The organism is Ravibacter arvi, assembly GCF_039540405.1.
Classification (GTDB): domain Bacteria; phylum Bacteroidota; class Bacteroidia; order Cytophagales; family Spirosomataceae; genus Ravibacter; species Ravibacter arvi.
The window spans coordinates 186,527-204,561 of the sequence record NZ_BAABEY010000018.1 but is presented as its reverse complement, the minus strand read 5'-3'; the positions used below and the strand labels follow the sequence as shown (position 1 = coordinate 204,561).

General features: G+C 51.2%; 18 protein-coding genes. 14 read left to right on the top strand and 4 right to left on the bottom strand.

Going from position 1 to position 18,035, the window contains the following annotated elements; translation table 11 throughout:
- Positions 1-20: 20 nt before the first annotated feature.
- The 3 genes from ABD852_RS09335 (at position 21) to ABD852_RS09325 (ending at position 1,882) form a co-directional block, all read left to right on the top strand.
- A complete protein-coding gene (locus ABD852_RS09335) occupies positions 21-893 on the top strand; it encodes a pirin family protein (protein ID WP_345028106.1) in 873 nt (290 codons plus the stop codon).
- 33 nt (positions 894-926) lie between these two features.
- Positions 927-1,223 carry a GNAT family N-acetyltransferase gene (locus tag ABD852_RS09330; RefSeq protein ID WP_345028105.1) on the top strand — a complete coding sequence of 99 codons (297 nt, stop codon included), beginning with the start codon at positions 927-929 and terminating at the stop codon, positions 1,221-1,223.
- 128 nt (positions 1,224-1,351) lie between these two features.
- Positions 1,352-1,882, top strand: coding sequence for a gamma carbonic anhydrase family protein (locus tag ABD852_RS09325; protein WP_345028104.1), 531 nt, complete (start codon positions 1,352-1,354; stop codon positions 1,880-1,882).
- Between the two features lie 64 nt (positions 1,883-1,946).
- Here ABD852_RS09325 and mdh read toward each other — a convergent pair whose 3' ends face one another.
- Positions 1,947-2,873, bottom strand: a complete 927-nt coding sequence (gene mdh, locus ABD852_RS09320; protein ID WP_345028103.1) for a malate dehydrogenase — start codon at positions 2,871-2,873, stop codon at positions 1,947-1,949.
- 356 nt (positions 2,874-3,229) lie between these two features.
- On the opposite strand from mdh, the gene ABD852_RS09315 reads away from it, so the two are divergent.
- From ABD852_RS09315 to ABD852_RS09305, 3 genes are all read left to right on the top strand, one after another.
- A complete protein-coding gene (locus ABD852_RS09315) occupies positions 3,230-4,468 on the top strand; it encodes an MFS transporter (protein ID WP_345028102.1) in 1,239 nt (412 codons plus the stop codon).
- Between the two features lie 99 nt (positions 4,469-4,567).
- The gene (locus ABD852_RS09310) at positions 4,568-5,890 is read left to right on the top strand and encodes a Gfo/Idh/MocA family protein (protein WP_345028101.1); all 1,323 of its coding nucleotides are present in this window, start codon (positions 4,568-4,570) and stop codon (positions 5,888-5,890) included.
- Between the two features lie 12 nt (positions 5,891-5,902).
- Positions 5,903-6,808: a sugar phosphate isomerase/epimerase family protein gene (locus ABD852_RS09305; RefSeq protein ID WP_345028100.1), complete on the top strand. Its 906-nt coding sequence runs from the start codon at positions 5,903-5,905 to the stop codon at positions 6,806-6,808.
- Between the two features lie 53 nt (positions 6,809-6,861).
- On the opposite strand, the gene ABD852_RS09300 is transcribed toward ABD852_RS09305, so the two are convergent.
- Positions 6,862-8,277 (bottom strand): cation:proton antiporter domain-containing protein, encoded by a 1,416-nt coding sequence (locus ABD852_RS09300; protein ID WP_345028099.1) that lies wholly within the window; start codon positions 8,275-8,277, stop codon positions 6,862-6,864.
- 393 nt (positions 8,278-8,670) lie between these two features.
- Between ABD852_RS09300 and ABD852_RS09295 the strand changes: the two genes are divergently transcribed.
- The 8 genes from ABD852_RS09295 (at position 8,671) to ABD852_RS09260 (ending at position 14,270) form a co-directional block, all read left to right on the top strand.
- Positions 8,671-9,402, top strand: coding sequence for an N-acetylmuramoyl-L-alanine amidase-like domain-containing protein (locus tag ABD852_RS09295; protein WP_345028098.1), 732 nt, complete (start codon positions 8,671-8,673; stop codon positions 9,400-9,402).
- 14 nt (positions 9,403-9,416) lie between these two features.
- Positions 9,417-10,481 carry a mechanosensitive ion channel family protein gene (locus tag ABD852_RS09290; protein ID WP_345028097.1) on the top strand — a complete coding sequence of 355 codons (1,065 nt, stop codon included), beginning with the start codon at positions 9,417-9,419 and terminating at the stop codon, positions 10,479-10,481.
- 55 nt (positions 10,482-10,536) lie between these two features.
- A complete protein-coding gene (locus ABD852_RS09285; protein WP_345028095.1) occupies positions 10,537-11,160 on the top strand; it encodes a beta/alpha barrel domain-containing protein in 624 nt (207 codons plus the stop codon).
- Between the two features lie 137 nt (positions 11,161-11,297).
- Positions 11,298-11,846 (top strand): PspC domain-containing protein, encoded by a 549-nt coding sequence (locus ABD852_RS09280; protein WP_345028094.1) that lies wholly within the window; start codon positions 11,298-11,300, stop codon positions 11,844-11,846.
- Positions 11,847-11,863: 17 nt separating this feature from the next.
- Positions 11,864-12,031 (top strand): LiaI-LiaF-like domain-containing protein, encoded by a 168-nt coding sequence (locus ABD852_RS09275; RefSeq protein WP_345028093.1) that lies wholly within the window; start codon positions 11,864-11,866, stop codon positions 12,029-12,031.
- Positions 12,032-12,043: 12 nt separating this feature from the next.
- Positions 12,044-13,033, top strand: coding sequence for a hypothetical protein (locus ABD852_RS09270; protein ID WP_345028092.1), 990 nt, complete (start codon positions 12,044-12,046; stop codon positions 13,031-13,033).
- Positions 13,034-13,440: 407 nt separating this feature from the next.
- Positions 13,441-13,986, top strand: coding sequence for a hypothetical protein (locus tag ABD852_RS09265; protein ID WP_345028091.1), 546 nt, complete (start codon positions 13,441-13,443; stop codon positions 13,984-13,986).
- A gap of 86 nt (positions 13,987-14,072) precedes the next feature.
- Positions 14,073-14,270 carry a hypothetical protein gene (locus ABD852_RS09260; protein ID WP_345028089.1) on the top strand — a complete coding sequence of 66 codons (198 nt, stop codon included), beginning with the start codon at positions 14,073-14,075 and terminating at the stop codon, positions 14,268-14,270.
- 79 nt (positions 14,271-14,349) lie between these two features.
- Here ABD852_RS09260 and ABD852_RS09255 read toward each other — a convergent pair whose 3' ends face one another.
- On the bottom strand, positions 14,350-14,517 hold the full coding sequence (locus ABD852_RS09255) for a hypothetical protein (protein WP_345028088.1): 168 nt from the start codon (positions 14,515-14,517) through the stop codon (positions 14,350-14,352).
- Positions 14,518-15,108: 591 nt separating this feature from the next.
- Positions 15,109-17,919: a PD-(D/E)XK nuclease family protein gene (locus tag ABD852_RS09250; RefSeq protein WP_345028087.1), complete on the bottom strand. Its 2,811-nt coding sequence runs from the start codon at positions 17,917-17,919 to the stop codon at positions 15,109-15,111.
- Between the last annotated feature and the right edge of the window lie 116 nt (positions 17,920-18,035).

Here is an 18,035-nt window from a genome sequence, read left to right as displayed (position 1 = left end):
CTCTAAACTACGTTTATATTATGTCTAACATCGGCGTTATTATTCCTGAAAGGGCCGCCACCATCGGTGATTTCTTTGTTGGCCGCCTTCTCCCCTTCCGTGAAAAGAGAATGGTAGGGCCGTTCGCTTTTATTGATCATATGGGACCGGCAGCCCTGAAAGACAACGAAGGCCTGCAGGTACCGCCGCATCCGCACATCGGGCTTTCTACACTTACTTTCCTCTTTGAAGGCAGCATCATGCACCGGGATAGCCTGGGAACCGCAATTGAAATCTCACCCGGGGCCATCAATTGGATGACCGCCGGGAAAGGGATTGTACACTCCGAAAGAACACCGCAGCGGATGATCGGTTCGGGCGGCTCTATTCACGGACTACAGATCTGGGTGGCGCTCCCCAAACAATTCGAGCAATGTGATCCCGAGTTTGCTCATATTGATGCGGCCGATGTACCGGCCTGGAGCGTCGGCGACGTTCATTACAAACTCATCGCCGGTAGCGCGCTAGGCCATGAGTCGCCGGTTCCGGTGTTCAGCCCAATGTATTTCGTCGAAATCAGGGCCGATAAAAAGGCTACCGTAAATATTGGCAGCCAGCTCTATGGTGAGAGCGGGCTGTATATTCTGGACGGCCAGGTAAACGCCGACGGTAATTCATTTCCGCCCCGGCAAATGCTCGTGGCGCGCGATGCGACCCTTTGTTCTTTCGAATTGGAAGCCGGCTCCACCGTTTACCTGTTCGGAGGCGACCCTATGCCGGAAGAAAGGTACATTTACTGGAACTTCGTAGCTTCTGATGAGCGTTTGATAGAAGACGCCAAGCAACGCTGGCGAGAACAGGGTTTTCCGCGCGTACCGGGCGAAACCGGTTTTGTACCGCTGCCGGAAAAATAGCGGCGCAACCGTCCGATTACCCAGGCATCCAATATGGACTTTATCAGAGAAGACAATACCGTAAGCGGGGTTATTAAAGCATTGAACGGCGACACCGAGGCCGGCAGGCTGAACTATAACTGGTCGGGCCCGGACCGCATCATTATCGACCATACGGAAGTATATACGCAATTCCGTGAACAGGGCCTCGGAAGTCGCCTGGTGGAGGTCGCGGTAGATTTCGCCAGGGAGAATGGGATCAAAATCATACCGCTTTGCCCGTTTGCCAGGAAGGTGATGGAAAGCACCCCGGAAAGCCGGGACATCATTTTTACACCGCCGCCCCGGTAGAAGACTTTCACAACCATCTTCCCTTTTCCCGGCCCGATACATACCCAACCCGGCGGGGTAAACCGGTTCCACCCGCATTATTAGAGATTTAGGCGCTACCTTTGCAAGAAACGCAAAAACCACCTGAAATGGCTTTGATTCGCTCCGTCAGAGGCTTTACGCCTGTTTACAAAAATGACTGCTGGTTTGCCGACAGCGCAACGCTCACCGGCGACGTCCAATTGGGAGAATTCTGTACCGTGTGGTTCAACGCGGTCATCAGGGGCGATGTGAACAGCATCAGGATAGGCGACTACACCAACATCCAGGACGGCGCGGTAATCCATTGTACCTATCTGAAAGCAGCTACCACCATCGGTAACTATGTATCGATCGGGCACAATGCGATTGTACACGGGTGCACGATTGAGGACAACGTTCTGATCGGCATGGGCGCCATTGTAATGGACGACGCGGTGATCGAAGAAGGCGCCATTGTAGCGGCCGGCGCTATTGTCACCCAGGGCAAACGTGTGCCGGCCGGGACTATCTACGCGGGCAACCCGGCCCGGTTTTTGAAAGAAGTTTCAGCGCAGCAAAGGGAATTCAATATTCGTACCGCGCACAATTACGTCAAATATGCGGGGTGGTTCGCAGCAGAAGAAAAGAATAACCCGTAAAAAAGATTTGCCTGCGCGGTACACCGGGTGTTCCGCACAGGCAAACATTCGGGAGCGCGACGGATTACGCCGGCAATACTGCGTTCATTGCTCGCACTGCCTCGGCAGATTTTGCGAATGCAGCTTTCTCTTTTTCGCTCAGGCGAAGGTTGATGATTTTCTCCCAGCCGTTGCGGCCAATCACGACCGGAACCCCCATAAAGATGTCTTTCTGACCATATTCACCGTTCAGGTAAACGCTGCAAGGCACGATTCTCTTCTGGTTCCGTACGATGCTCTCCACGATAAAAGCAGTAGCAGCGCCCGGTGCATACCATGCGGAAGTACCAATCAGTTTAGTCAGGGTAGCACCGCCTACCATAGTGTCGGCGGCGATTTTAGCGAGCTTGTCTTCGGAGAGGAAACGGCTCACCGGGATACCGTTGTAAGTCGCCAGGCGTGTAAGCGGAATCATTGTAGTGTCACCATGACCACCGATTACCATCCCGTTAATATCATTTGGTGTTACGCCCATTTCAAGCGCCAGGTAGGTCTTGAAACGTGCGCTATCCAACGCACCACCCATACCGATAATACGCTTTTTAGGAACGCCCGCTTCCCGGAACGCAAGATAGGTCATGGTATCCATGGGGTTGGATACGATCACCAGTATCGCTTTAGGAGAGTACTTCAGAATGTTTTGCGTTACTGACTTCACAATGTCGGCGTTTACACCGATCAACTCTTCGCGGGTCATGCCGGGTTTACGCGGCAACCCGGAAGTGATCACTACTACATCAGACCCTTTTGTCTTTTCGTAATCGTTGGTGCTTCCGACGGGTAGTGTATTAAAACCCAGAAGCGCCGCTGTCTGATACATGTCAAGCGACTTGCCCTCTGCAACGCCCTCCTTGATATCAAGCAACACCACTTCTTCTGCAAGTTCACGACGGATAATGTTGTCGGCGGTGGTTGCGCCAACCGCTCCGGCGCCTACTACAGTAATTTTCATTGGTTATAAAAATTTATGTGATTAAATGTACCGAAAAATAGTACCGGGAAAGCCATTAAGAAATTCCTCCTACTAGCTTTTGTACTATTGATGCGCTAAAAATAAGCATACATTAGGCTTGTTATTTCATTTTGTTCAAGTTTTTGTAAAAATAGACGAAACCCGGCCCTTTTGATCAGAAAAATACCCCGGGAGCGGCTTCTCTTTGCGAAGGCGCCCGGCCACAACGTTGGTTCTATTCCTTTTTTTTAGATTTTTGCAAACCGCTTCGGAGGGGTGAGGTGTGAGCTATGAGCCGTGAGCTTTAAAGCTGACGCCACCAACCTCACGGCTTACCCCTAAAACCTCAAACCTAAATGACAACCCACAAACAAAAAAGCGACCTCGAACACCTTTTGAGTATTCCGGTAATAGTGGCAGCCCTTGGCTATTTCGTTGATATCTACGACCTCCTTCTCTTCGGCATCGTCAGGATCCCCAGCCTGGAATCGCTTGGCCTTTCTTCGGAAGACATTTCTTCAACCGGCGCGTCCATCCTGAACTGGCAAATGAGCGGACTGCTGATCGGCGGAATTCTCTGGGGCGTTTTGGGCGATAAGAAAGGCAGGCTTTCCGTTTTGTTCGGTTCCATTCTCACTTACTCCATCGCCAACATTGCCTGCGGTTTTGTCCAGGACCCTTTCACCTATAAAATACTTCGATTTATAGCCGGCGTCGGTCTTGCCGGAGAGCTGGGCGCCGGAATTACACTTGTTTCTGAAATCCTGCCCAAACACCTTCGGGCTATCGGGACTTCGCTCGTGGCAGGAATCGGCCTTCTTGGCGCTATTGTCGCCTACTTCACAGTAGAGCTTTTCGACTGGCGCACGGCCTATTTTATCGGCGGCGGACTCGGGATTGCCCTCCTGCTCCTTCGGATTGGTGTTTTTGAATCCGGTATTTTCGAAAATATAAAGGAACAAAAGCATATCTCCAGGGGGAATTTCTTCATGTTTTTTACCAGCCGTGAACGTTTTACCCGATACCTGAAATGTATCGGGATGGGCATGCCTACCTGGTTCGCTATCGGCATCCTGGCAACATTCGGCAACGAATTCGGTCAGATGCTGGGCGTCGAAGGAGGAATTCAACCCGGCCTCGCCATCATGTGGTGTTACGTGGGACTGTCGGTAGGCGATCTGGCCAGCGGTTTTATCAGCCATCGGCTGCATTCCCGCAAAAAAGCCGTATTCCTGCTAATGTTTATCTCCTTCCTCGCTAGCCTGGTTTACCTTTTCGGCGGTATTAAAAGCCAGACGGCCATGTATGCGTTGTGCGTGGTGCTTGGCGTCGGGATTGGTTACTGGGCAATGTTTGTCACCATCGGCGCCGAACAATTCGGTACCAACCTACGTGCAACCGCAGCCACTACCGTCCCCAATATGGTGCGCGGTACCGTAGTAGGAATGACAACGCTGTACGGTTTTTTTAAAGGGTCTTTTTCAGTTATCGAGGCCGGCGCGCTTGTCGGATTGATTTGTTACGCGATCGGCTTCTACAGCACGCTGACTATTCCCGAAACGCATGACCGCGACCTGGACTTCCTGGAGGAATAATAGCTCCTGCGTCCGTAAGTGAATGGCGTGCGGGGAAGAGACCAGCGGCAGTTGAGAAAACCCGGCTCCACCTGAATCTATTAAACCAATAATACCTGAATGGATCCATCGAAATCAAAAACGATCAACCGCCGCAATTTCCTGGGGTTGTCGGCGCTTGGATTGACAAGCTTTACCATTCTCCCCAGCTGGAGAATGCCGAATGGCGTGAGAATTCCGCCCAGCGACCGTGTTGTAATGGGTTTCATCGGGCTCGGCCGCCAGGGGCTCGGCGACTACGGTAACTTTACCAAATCTGCCGGCATTCAGGTGGCGGCGGGTGCGGATGTGGACAGTCTCAAAAGGGAGCGGTTTAAGCGGCGGGTCGAAAACTGGCAGAAGTCCGCCCAAGTCTCCCCACGCTGCGATGTCTACGAGTCGTATGAAGAGATCCTCGACCGGAAAGACATCGACGCGGTTTCAATCGCTACCCCCGATCACTGGCATGCGATACACACCATTCACGCAAGCCAGGCGGGAAAAGACGTTTACGTGCAGAAGCCCCTGGCCTACACCATACAGGAAGGCATTAAGATGGTCCGGACCATTCGGGACAACAAGAGCGTGCTGCAGGTGGGAAGCCAGCAACGCTCAAGTCCCGAATTCCAACGGGCAATCGCACTGGTGAGAAGCGGGGCAATCGGACATATCGAAACCATTTACGCGGCAGTCGGTGAACCACCGAAGCCTTTTGATCTACCGGAGCAACCCGTGCCGGCCTCTCTCAACTGGAACCTGTGGCTGGGCCCCCTTAGCAATCCGAAAGTACATTACCACCCCGACCTGGCGCCCCCGATTTCGCTTCAGCCGGAGGAAAATGAAAAAATTTGGGGAGCCTGGCGCTGGTACCGCGAAACCGGGAACGGTTATACTTCTGATTGGGGAGCTCATATGTTCGACATAGCGCAGGCAGCCATTGGAATGGATGGCATAGGGCCGATTGAGTACATCCCGAAGGGCTACAAAGGCACCGCCCATAATACCATGAAATATGCCAACGGCATTGTGATGACCGAGCAGGATTTCAGGGAAGAAGGGGGGAAAGGAATACGCTTCAACGGAACCAAAGGCTGGATCAAAGTAACCCGGGGAGCGATTGAGTGCTCTGACCCGTCGCTGGTTACCAAACCTGCCGCGGCTGACCCCAAAGCGCCGGCTCCGCACATGCAGAACTTCATCGACGCCATCAGGACAAGGGGAAATACCATTGCCCCGGTTGAAGCCGGATGCAGCACCAACACCCTTTGCTGCCTCGTAAACATCGCCATAGAACTTCAGCGTCCTGTTAAATGGGATCCCGTAACGACCAGTTTCGGCGACGACAAAGAAGCCGCCGCCCACCGGCTGAATCACTACGATTACAGAAGACCATATTCACTTTAAACGAAGATCAAATTGATAAGAACCTCATATCACCGTACACTTATCGGGCTGGCTTTGGCCCTGGTACTGGCGGGCGCTAACTTTTTCTCCGCCTATGCCCAGCAAAAGCCCAACTCAAAATTCAAAGGGGTACAAGTAGGCACCATCACCTATAGCTATCGCTCGATGCCGGACCAATCGCTGGAAGCTATTCTCGACTACATCGTAAAGTCTGGAATCAACTCCGTAGAGCTGATGGGCGGCCCTGTTGAAGCGTTCGCCGGTATCCCGGAGACAAAAGACGAGAACGAACTGAAGCAGTGGCGCATCAAGGCGGGTATGGACAAGTTTAAAGAAGCTGCCCGGATGTTCAGCAAAAAGGGCGTCGACATCCATATTCTGAAACTAGGTAACCCGAAATGGTCGGACGAAGAAATTGACTACGCTTTCCGCGCGGCAAAAGCAGTGGGAGCAAAGGGGATTTCCATGGAAATTTCAGAGGAAACTGCGAAAAGAATGGCGCCGTTTGCCGACAAGCACAAGATGTATGTCATACTTCACAACCACGGCCAACCCGGTCAGCCCGGTTTCAGTTTCGAGAAAATCCTGGCTCACGGCGACAGGCTCATGCTGAATTTCGATGTCGGGCATTATTTCGGCGCGACCGGCGACAACCCCGTCAACGTTTTGAAACGGCTGCACCATCGCATCGTAAGTATCCACATCAAGGATAAAACCGGGCCGAAAGCTGCAAACCCCAACCAAAACCAGGCATTTGGCAGCGGAGAAACCCCGGTAGCCGAAATTCTCAAAGCGATCAGTCAGAACAAATGGCCGATATTCTGCGATGTTGAGCTGGAATATACTGTCCCCACAGACTCAGACGCTGTAAAGGAAGTAGGCAAATGCGTTCAATACCTGAAAGCTGCCCTGCAATAACCGGGACGACTTACCAACTCCCCCGAAGTGTTCCCGTCTCCACGGGCGCAGCACTACCGGGGGAGTTTTTTTGTTCTAAACCTTTCTATCAGATCCAGTGAAGGTCCCGTCATCATAGTAGTCGTCAGCGCCATTATTACCATCATTGCAAAAACCTCAGGCGACAAGACTCCGAGATCGTAACCAATGTTCAATACGATCAATTCCATCAGGCCCCTGGTATTCATCAGCGCACCGATTGACAGGCTGTCCGGCCAGCTTTGGCCTACAAAACGGGCCGTAAGCGCACTTCCGGCAAATTTCCCGATAACCGCCACTACCACAATAAGCAAGGCCACCAGCCATAGGCCGGCGTCATTTAACAGCGTAATCTGCGTTCTCAGGCCTGTGAAAACAAAAAACAAGGGCAACAGCAGCACTACTGAAAGGTCTTCTACTTTTTCAGTAAATTTTGCCCTGACCCCCTGTAATTCAGGCATAATGGCGCCGGCCATAAAGGCGCCGAAAAGAGCGTGGATGCCGATCACCTCCGTAGCATAAGCCGACGCTATCAAAACGATAAAAACGACGGCTACCATCAATCCTCCCGGCTTCTTCCTGACAAAATTGACTTCGGCAATACGTCTTAGCCCGGGTTTTACCAGGTAGATCATGGTCAGCACATAACCAAGCGACAACGCAACGGTGTAAAGTGCATTCACCAGTGCACCGGCTTTCACAATGGCAATGACGGCAGCCAGAATGCACCAGGCGGTAATATCGTCTGCCGCCGCACAGGTCAGCGCAATAGTTCCGAGCTTCGTTTTGGTAATACCACGTTCCTGCACAATCCGCGCGAGCACGGGAAAGGCAGTGATGCTCATGGCTATTCCCATAAAAAGCGCAAAAGACACAAATGAGGTACCCGCAGGTGCAAATGACTCAAACAGGTAGAAAGCCAGGATCATTCCTAACGCGAAAGGGAATACGATGCTTGCATGACTGATGACGACCGCATCTTTTGCCCGCGAATGCAGGATATCCAGGTCCAGCTCCATACCAATAACGAACATAAAAAGGATGAGCCCGACCTGGCTCAAAAACTGCAGATTCCCCAAAGAAGCGGGGGGAAACAGAACCTGGTGAAAATCAGGGAAGAAAAGACCGAAGAACGAAGGTCCCAAAAGAATACCAGCCACCATTTCGCCCATCACCCTCGGCTGTCGCATTGCAGAAAAAAGCCAGCCTGTCAGGCGGGCAATTAACAAAATGGTAATGATCTGGCCCAGCAAAAGCGCAAGCGGATGCCGGCTGTTTTCATAAAGGGTCTCGAAAAAACCTGCCGTTCCCCCACCGGTCGCAACCGCCACGCCGCCCCCCGCCGGAAGACGGCCTCCTTCCCGGATCGTCCAGAACATCAACCCGCCGAAAATGGCCATGGTAAGGAGGTAATACAATATCGTATTTTGTCTTTTGTTAAAGGTCTTCATAAAAAGTCTCTAGCGGGCCAAACCGATGAGGAGCACGGCCAAACTCGTCCGCAATACTATACCAGATTTTCGTTAATCGTACCGGTTACCCTATTATTTTACGATGAATGTCACTAAACAGATGGGTTTAATCAGCGGCGGCGGCATCCTCTGGCCCTCCTCTCTTTCTTATTGAACTAAAATATTTCTAACTTTCCAATAGAATTGCCCCGGTAAGTAAATCCGGCCGTCGCAACAACAGGTAGCGGCAGCCGGTCAAATAAATGAAAAATGAAAGTTACGACGTCTTTTTTTCGGAACATTGGTTTGTTCTGTTCATTACTTGCTCTTCTGGTGAATCCCCTGCTGTGCGGTGCGCAACCGGACCAACCGGAAAAGGATTTTCAAACCAGGATGAAAAACGATTTTGGTCAGACCATGCCCGAAATTGTTAAACAGATTACCCATTCCTTCCTGAAAACGCCGTATGTAGCACATACCCTGGAGGGGAATTCACAGGAACAGCTCGTTTGCCGCTTTGATGGCCTCGACTGCACCACTTTAGTGGAAAACGTGCTCGCGCTCGCGCTGACCTACAAAGCCGGCGGGGACTTCGACCGCTTTAAACAAGAACTTACCCAAATTCGTTACCGGAATGGTAAAGTCGACGGGTATGCTTCCCGTCTCCACTATTTTACCGACTGGCTCTACGAAAACGAAAAACGTGGTATTTTCAAAGATATCGGCCAGGAGTTGGGGGGAACCAGGATGAATAAGGAAATTAACTTTATGACGGCGCACCCCAATTTTTACCCGTCTGCCAATAGTGATGAAGTCTGGAAAGAACTTCGCAGCCGTGAAGATTCCATTAACAACCGGCAGTATTTCTTTATCCCCCTTTCGCAAATCAAAACCATTGAAGCCAAACTGAACGACGGCGACATTATCGGTATCGCGTCCAGCGTCAACGGCCTGGACTGTAACCACATGGGCATCATTAACAAAATAGGCAACCAGGCATACCTGCTTCACGCCTCGTCAGTAAATAAAGCAGTGGAGCTAAGCGCGTTGCCCCTGCATCAATATGTGGCTCTAAACAAGAAAAACAGCGGCATTTTCGTCGCAAGACCAGTTGATAAGGAATAGTTGCCCCGGGTTTCATGAATTTGCAGACGTTATTAGATTTCGTAAATAAGGCGCCGTTGTGGGCAGTTCTGGCAGCATCCGTTGTGGGCGGCCTGATACTTGCCAGAATTGTACTTTCACTCGTTTCTATTGCCGGTGTTTTTAAGGGAGAATCTTACGCCAGGCTGATAAAAGAAAGCGCTTCTCAGACCTTGTACCTGTTTTTCCCGATCCTGGCGCTTGCCATCAGTACCGGCGTTTACACCGACGCACACCCGGACCTGTCCTGGATTTTCCAGATTGCCAAAATACTTCTCATTGTTGTGTCAGCCGGTGTGCTGTCTCGTACGGTGGTGCTGATTGAACGCATTGTTCTGCAACACCTCCGAATTGATCCCACCCAGTCGGTAGCCGAACGCAAGCTTTACACCCGGATCAAGTTTATCAAGCGGCTCTTTGTCATGGCAATTTCTCTGATTGCCCTAGCGCTGCTGTTGCTCAGCTTTGAGAAAGGCCGCGAATTCGGTGTCGGCCTGCTCACTTCAGCCGGTATTCTCAGTGTGATTATCGGTTTTGCCGCACAAAAAACATTGGGTAACCTCCTGGCAAGCCTCCAGGTAGCCTTTTCACAACCTATCAAGATCGGCGATACGGTAGTGGTTGAAAATGAGGTAGGTCAGATAGAAGAAATTAACCTCACCTATGTGGTTGTTAAGCTCTGGGACCGGCGCCGGCTGATTCTTCCCATTAATTATTTTATTGAGACGCCTTTTCAGAACTGGACCAGAAATGACAGCAGCCTGATTGGTGTAGTGCTGCTTTACCTCGATTACAGAACGCCGATGGAAGCGCTTCGCACCAAATTTACCGAACTCGTACATGGGCATCCCAACTGGGACGGAGAAATCTGCGAGCTTCATGTTACCGATACGCAGATGCAACAAATTGTGGTACGGGCGACCATGTCGGTAGCCACACCCTCCGATTCTTTTGCGCTGAGAAGCTATGTGCGCGAAAACCTGGTCGCCTGGTTACGTGACAATCACCCGGAATCGCTCCCCGGCACGCGCCTCATCAGCGAAACCAGCGGCCAGGAGTAGCAGGCAGCATGCCCCGGTGGGCTCTTACTTTAGTTTATCCGTATATTCATTTATTATGCTTTCTACTATTGTCAAAATAAGCAATGTAACCAACCTGTCGGATGCGCGCTATTGCGCGGGTATGGGGGTTGAAATGCTGGGCTTTACAATTGATAAGGACCATGCACAGTTCGTGGCCCCCGAAAAATTTAAAGAAATCAGGTCGTGGGTTTCCGGCGTTACCCTGGTCGGGGAAACTCAATCCGACGATGCCGAACAAATCCTGGCCCTGCTTGAACAATACCCGGTCGACGCACTCGAGGTAAGCGTACCGGGCCTGATCCCGTTTTTGGTCAGCAGCATACAAATTCCTCTGCTCCTTAGGATCGACGTCGATCATACGGAGGCAGACGGATTGCCTTCTCTTGTCCGGCAGTTTGGCGGGAGCACCTCCTATTTACTGCTCGAAAGCACCCGCAATGCACCAATGACCGCAAGCTGGATCAGCGCGCTTAAGTCGCTTCCGCCCGGCTCCCCCGTGCTGTTGGGTTTCGGGCTGGATGATGACGAGCAAATTCCCGGGTACCTGGACACGCTACCGGTTGCGGGAATCGCGCTCAGGGGCAGCGAAGAACTCCGGCCCGGCTTCAAAGATTATGGCCGGATGATGGATATACTTGAATTACTGGAAACGGAATAGACGCGACGTGCCGGGTTTCTGATTTTTCATCAAGTCCCGCAACCTTTTACCCTGACATAGCACCGACTGTATAGGAAGGATTTGAAGTAGCTTGTTATACCTACTACCTTTGGTGCCAATCAACCTTATTATTTGAAATGGAAAAGCAACTTCGCAGATCAAAACAAGACGCCGTACTGGGTGGAGTGGCAGGAGGTTTTGCAAAATACTTCGGTATTGACGTAGTAATAGTCAGGCTGCTCATGGTAGTCTCCCTTTTCGTCAGTTTTGGCATTTCCCTATTTGCCTATCTTATACTTTGGGTAGTACTCCCGGAAGAGCCTCACTACCATTTCGGGGAGCAGGCGGCAACCCGGCAGGACACCGAACCTGCGCACGCCAACCATGACAGCGACCGGAATATCAAAATTGTGGCCATCGCGCTCATAGGTTTTGGTACTTACATGCTCCTGGACCAATACATTGCCTGGTACCATCTTGGCAAGTTCTTCTGGCCAATGGCACTGATCGGTCTTGGCGCCTTTTTGCTCCTGCGCAAACGTGACCAGGAAATTGCCGCCAACGGCGATACTCCCGGGCATACCGAGCCGGGCCAGAAACCTGCAACACCGGACCAAACAAGCGGCGGAAACATTGCTCCCGACCAACCGGGAGATGAAACGGATGAATCATTTAAGGTCAACTAACCCGAGTCATTTTTATCATGAACTTCAAGAATATCTTCTGGGGAGTAATTTTGATCGTAGCCGGAACCTTATTTGCGCTCCGGGACCTTACCGACCTCCAAATCGGGCAATACTTCTGGCCGGCAGTCCTTATCTCGGCCGGATGCCTGCTCTTGATAAAAAACAATTTCCGGATTAACCAATAAACGGCAACAGCTATGAAAAATTCAGGAAACATTGTATTGGGCGGGGTTTTGCTGACCATCGGCGTTATCTGGCTGCTCAAAAGCCTCAATATGTTTGAATTTTACTGGTCCGACGTGCTGGGGTACTGGTATTGGTACTTAATTGCCGCCGGTGTTCTGCTTGTCATAGCAGGCCTGACCGCCAATAAAGTCGCCAGCAGTATCGCCGGTATTTTCATCACCCTGGCTGTCGTTGGCGGTGTCACCAAGGGCGCTCACTGGCAGTTTCAGGGTTTGACGCCCTTCGAATGGCGTAACCGGAAATGGAAAGACCGTCATGATTCTGAAAACTCCAGGCCGGAAAGCCGAAGAAAAAAAAGCGGAGAAGTGGTGCGCGGCGACTTTGGATACGATATGCAGCCCGATCTGAAAACATCGAAGCTGAATTTTTCAGGGGGTGCAGGAGTTTTCAGGATAGAAGGCAGCACGCCAAGGCTGTTTGAAGCCAACACTTCTTCTACTTTTGTGAACTATGTGTCCAATATCCGGCACAACAAGGCCGACCAGTTCGCGACGGTTGATTTCAAAATGGAAGACGGCGATATCGACCTCGATAAATCGGATAAAGGCGAGAACCAGGTTAACATCAAGTTGAACGACCAGGTAAAGTGGGACGTAGAACTGAGGTTCGGCGCCGGAGAAGGCCGTTTTGACCTGAGTCAAAACACTGTCGAAAAACTAAAAATGAATACCGGCGCCGCCGACGTAGAGGTAAAACTGGGAGAAAAAGCAGAAAACGCACAGGTAGACATCAAAGCCGGCGTTGCCTCCGTCAAGATAATGGTCCCCAGGAGTGCGGCTGTGGAAATTGTCGCCGACGGTGCGCTCAATTCCACTGAATTCCCGGGGTTTGTCAAACAGTCCGGTAACCGTTACCGGTCCCCGGACTACAGCGACACGAAAAGAAAAATATTTATTAAATACCAGGGTGGATTGTCGAGCCTTGAAGTAGACCAGTATTAGTAAACAAAGATGGCAAAAATCATCATTCCGAGAAAACAGTTTTTTGCGAAAACACCTTGTAGCGGAGATGACAAATAGATGTTGTCAATGGAAGTAAATAGTAGCCGGAGGCTACCACCCGGACGGTCATCCTGAGCGCAGCGCAGCGGAGTCGAAGGATCTCCCATTGCTATAAAAAGCCCTCTGAAATGGACTTGGTACTGGGAGCGGGAGATCCCTCCGCTGCGGTCGGGATGACCCTCCGGTTGGTGCGGCTCCAAACCTGTTGTTGTCAATGGTAGCAGAGAACGAAGTGGAGCCATAGAATCTCCCGCGGTACGATCAACCCCATTCGCCGCCACGAATTCACGAATAGACCATTTGTGAATTCGTGGCTTTCCCCTTTTTCATTTGCAGCAGATCACATTATGCCTAAACTAACGGGAGATTTCAAGAAGCAGGTAAAAGCATTATCTAAAGCGGATCTTGAAAAAATAGTGCTCAAATTAGCGGGCGCTGACCGGTATAGTCACGAGTACATTAACGTCTACTTCCTTAATCCCGACTACGGCAGCCAGGACTTATTTGAGGTATATAAGGCGGAACTGGAAAAGCTTGCCGAAAAAAACTTCACGGGAAACCATCCGTCCAAACGACTGACAAAGCTGATGAAGGCATCGGCGCAATCGATCAGGCAGTTCCGCCAGGTGGTCAAAGACCCTCGTCTCGAAGCAGAGCTTACCCTCTGCATGCTGGATATACAGTTTGAAATGATCCCCAAATCTTCGGGAGGTTACCAGGTTTATGAAAATGGGCTTGCCCGCACACTCGGCAAACTGATTGTTCTCATAAGGGAGAAAGTACATGAAGATTATTTCCTTGAATACCAGGGCAGAATAAACGGCTATCTGCTTACACTTCACCGGCTGTTCCCCTATAATGCAAATGTGCGCGAGCTCCCGAGAGCTATATGACTTTTTCTCCAGACCCTGCGGCCGCGTGTATGCATTTCGCGCTTGATCTTGTATTTTTGGACAAAAGCTAAAAAGCAGATTTCCCCATGACGTTCGAAGAATACCTGTCCGGCAAAAAAATCGACGCCGAAAAGTTCCGGCAAAAACAACCCGACCGATACCAGGAATGGGCAACGCTTTTTGCCGAAATACACCCGGATAGTTTTACCATGCAGAAGAAATTTCTGATTAATGATATCAGGAGGTTGTTTCATTTGGAGGGAGGCATGAGGGGTGAGGCATGAGGGGTGAGGGTGATGCTTCGTCTCCATTGCGCCCGGCCCCCCTTGCCAACAACGGTATGGCGCCGCGCTGACCGGATGGTCATCCCGACCGCAGTGGAGGGATCTCCCGCTCCCAGTACCCAATCCCTTTTAGAGGACTTTTTATAGCAACAGGAGATCCTTCGACTCCGCTGCGCTTCAGGATGACCTCCGGCAGATGCGCTATTATTGACAATACTATGGATGGGCACGCCGTCCGGACGGTCATTCTGAGAAAAAAGTTTTTACCAAAACACCTTGTAGTGGAGATGACAATAAAATGTTAAGTTGTTAGTAATTAACAGATTAACAAACATTGTCAATGGTAGCGGAGCCGAGGAATCTCCCGCTCTCCGGGCTCAATCCTTTAAATAGGATTTTTCTAACAAGAAGAGATCCTTCGGCTCCACTGCGTTCCGCTCAGGATGACCCTCCGGCAGATGCGCTATTATTGACAATACTATGGATGGGCACCCCGTCCGGACGGTTATTCCGAGCGGAGCCGAGGAATCTCTCGCTCCCCGGACCCAATCCTTTAAATAGGATTTTTATAACAACAGGAGATCCTTCGACTGCGCTGCGCTACAGGATGACCGTCCGGATGGTAGCCTCCGGCTACCATTGACTACCAAAAACAACATTTATTTGTCATCTCCGCTACAAGGTGTTTTCGCAAAAAACTTTTTTCTCAGGATGACCGTCCCCATGGTCATCTCACCTCCAAGGTATTTTGGCTAAAAACTATTTTCCCGGGAAGCCCCCTCCCCGAAGTTCCCCCTCACACCTCAAACCCCACCCCTCACATCTCAAACCCCACACCTCACACCTCCCCCCTCCCAAACGGCACCTCTTCATCGAGCATTCTGCCTATAATGAGGCCGAGGATCCGTTCGGTTTCCGCCATATAGGTAGCAGGATCAGGCGAAATGTCCAGCGGGTTTTCAGTAACTTTTTTCGGCGACCTGAGCGAATAAAACCCTGACCTGACCTGGTGATCTTCCGTCCGGAAAATTCGCCCGCCGATCTCCCACCCTTCCGGCTTGCTCATTTCCCGGTAAACGAGGTATTGGTAAAGCCAAAGTTGGCGTACGTAGTTCATTTTGTAGTCGGTGTCGGTTGTCAGGAACTTTTCTATGTCTGCATTCAAGACATTCCGGCTTTTCACATCAACGCTTCCGGTCTTGTAATCCATTACGTAAAGCGTACCGTCTTCGGCCAGTTCCACCCGGTCTATTTTGCCGCCTATCCTTACGGGAACAATCGTTTCTCCGACCCGGCACCCGAAGGTTGCGGATAGATTCTGTTCGGTTGCGACCGGCCAGCGGTGTCCGGCTTTCAGGTGCTGCTCCTGCATAAACGTCCAGAACTGCTGGGTTCCGACTTTAAAGTAAAGGCTGTTCAGGCCGGTGGCAGTTTCATAACCGCCCAGCTTGCGGTAAGCCTGTTCCAGCACCTGCTGTACCTGTATAAAATCCGGCTCCTTTTGTTTCAGAAAATAGGCATGATCCAACGCTTCAAACGAATCGTGCAGCCATGAGCCCAGCTTATCCATGCCCAGGGTCTCTTCTGTTTCTTTTTCCTCTTCGAACCGCAGTACGTGTTTCAGGTAAAAATCCAGCGGGCTGTTCAAAAGCGTATGAATATGGGTCGGATACATCCCCTTTTTCAAATATGCAAGCAGGTGCTGCCGGGTTACATCGTCCTTCAGCAGGACTTGCGGCTTCGTGTCGGGTGTGGTCCCGCTAAAGCCAACGCCGTGCTTTTTAATGGTTACTTCCGGGTTGAAGCGCGGCCACTCGTGCTCAAGCTGCAAAAGCAGCCTGCTTTTTTCGCCTCCACCCATCGCGTCCTGCGTGTTGACATACAGCAGGTGTACCTCTTCCGAACGCTGCAGCAACCGGTAGAAATAATAAGCGGAAAGTGCTTCCTGATGCTCGTGGGTCGGCAGCCCGGCCTCGCGGGCGATATCAAAGGGGATCAAACTGTTTTGCTTCTTACGGGCGGGCAGCAGTCCTTCATTGACCGATAGGATAATGACCGTCTCAAAATCGAGCGCCCTGGTTTCCAGCAGCCCTATAATCTGCAGGCTGCTTACCGGTTCTCCGCTAAAGGGAATCCGGCTTTGCCGCATCTGTTCAAAAAGCAATTGCCGCACCGTTTGCAGGTCGAACGCTCCATTTTGCGCCCGGATGGTCTGGCCAAATTTCCCGAGTAAAGTATAAAACGAATACAGGTATTCCAGCTCGACCGGGTTGACGGGAGCCTGGTACACCGTCCTGAAAAGGCGGATGACCTCATACAAAGCCTCCAAAACGCCTGCAGCGTTCCGGTGTGGCCAGGGTTTCAGCAGACTGTCAATCAGAAAATCGTTGCCGGTCAGGCGGCGTATTTCACCTTCCGACAGGAAAACCTTGTTTTCTGTTCTGATGAGCGAGATCAACCCGGTCACAAAATCATTATCCGGATCGGTCAGCTGAACCTTGCCGTATTGCCTGAGGAAAGGGTGGCTAAGCAGTTTTACCAGGTAACGGTGGTGGATCCGTTTCGGGCCTGGCGGCTGAACTGCCAGATGCTCCTGTAACTCAAACAGTGCATCCACCAGCGTGTACATCATGGAATTTTTCATGGGAAGCCCCATGGTCACATTTACCTCCGACACTTCGGCATCCAGTGCATACAGCATCGGCGTAAGAAGCGTTTCGTCGGCGAGTACAATCGCGGTCGTGCCCTGCGCCTTTCCCTGTTCCCGCAGCGACCGGTAGATCTGCCCGGCCACCCGCGTCTGAAGGGTTGCGTTCGCTACTCCGTAAACATTGATTGTTTTGGGTGCGCGGAGCAAATCATCCCCCATCCAGCTCCACTCCGGGCCGAATATGCGGCCTTCTTTCATGCGCCGCATGTACCTTCCTGCTTCCAGGTAAGTATTGGCCTCCATGTAATAAGCGTCGGAATCCCACAGCAGCTCGGCTTTCCCGGCACGGCTCAGATGTCCGATTATATTAAATTCGGACGCCGTAAATGCATTGAAACCGGCAAAATAGTACTTTTTCGTCCCGGCGGCGTCCAGCATGGATGGATGCTCTGCAAGATAACGGTAAGCCATGCCGGGGTAGGCCACGCCTGATTGCTCCAACCGGGCGCGAAAAACGGTATAGACCTTCCGGATATTTTCAAACAGCGAAAAAAAATGCCTCGTGCCGGGCGTAAGGACCACATTTCTTTCCCCCGATTCAAAATTCCAGCGTTCCAGGGCCTTCGCTTCCGTCAGGTACTCAAACAGCTTGTCCGATGCGACCATCGACATATCGATCCTGTCGAAGTCAGCCAGCAAAACGGAACCCCAACCCATAAAACGATTAAAATCAACCTGGGTATCCACTTCCCTGAAGGCTTCAAAGAGCGTAAACAGAAGGCTGACAGGGTCGGTGATGAGCAGTCCGGAAACCTGCTCCACAAAGTCCTCAACGGCGGCTATCGCGGGGCTGAGCATCGGAGCTTCCACAGCCTTGCCCAACTCTCTCTTAAGAAAGAAAACCGCCCTCCTGGTAGGCACAACAACCTGTATATCAGACAGGTCACTGCCATGATTTTCCAGGATGGTCCGGACTACCTTTTTAAGAAAAGACTCCATTTCTGTTATTTATAAGGGAGGTCGGAAATCAGATAAGGGAGGGCGGAAATCAGAGATCAGAAATCAGCCGCGTCCCACTGTCTCTCTCATGTTCAAAACTCCGATTTCTGAATTCC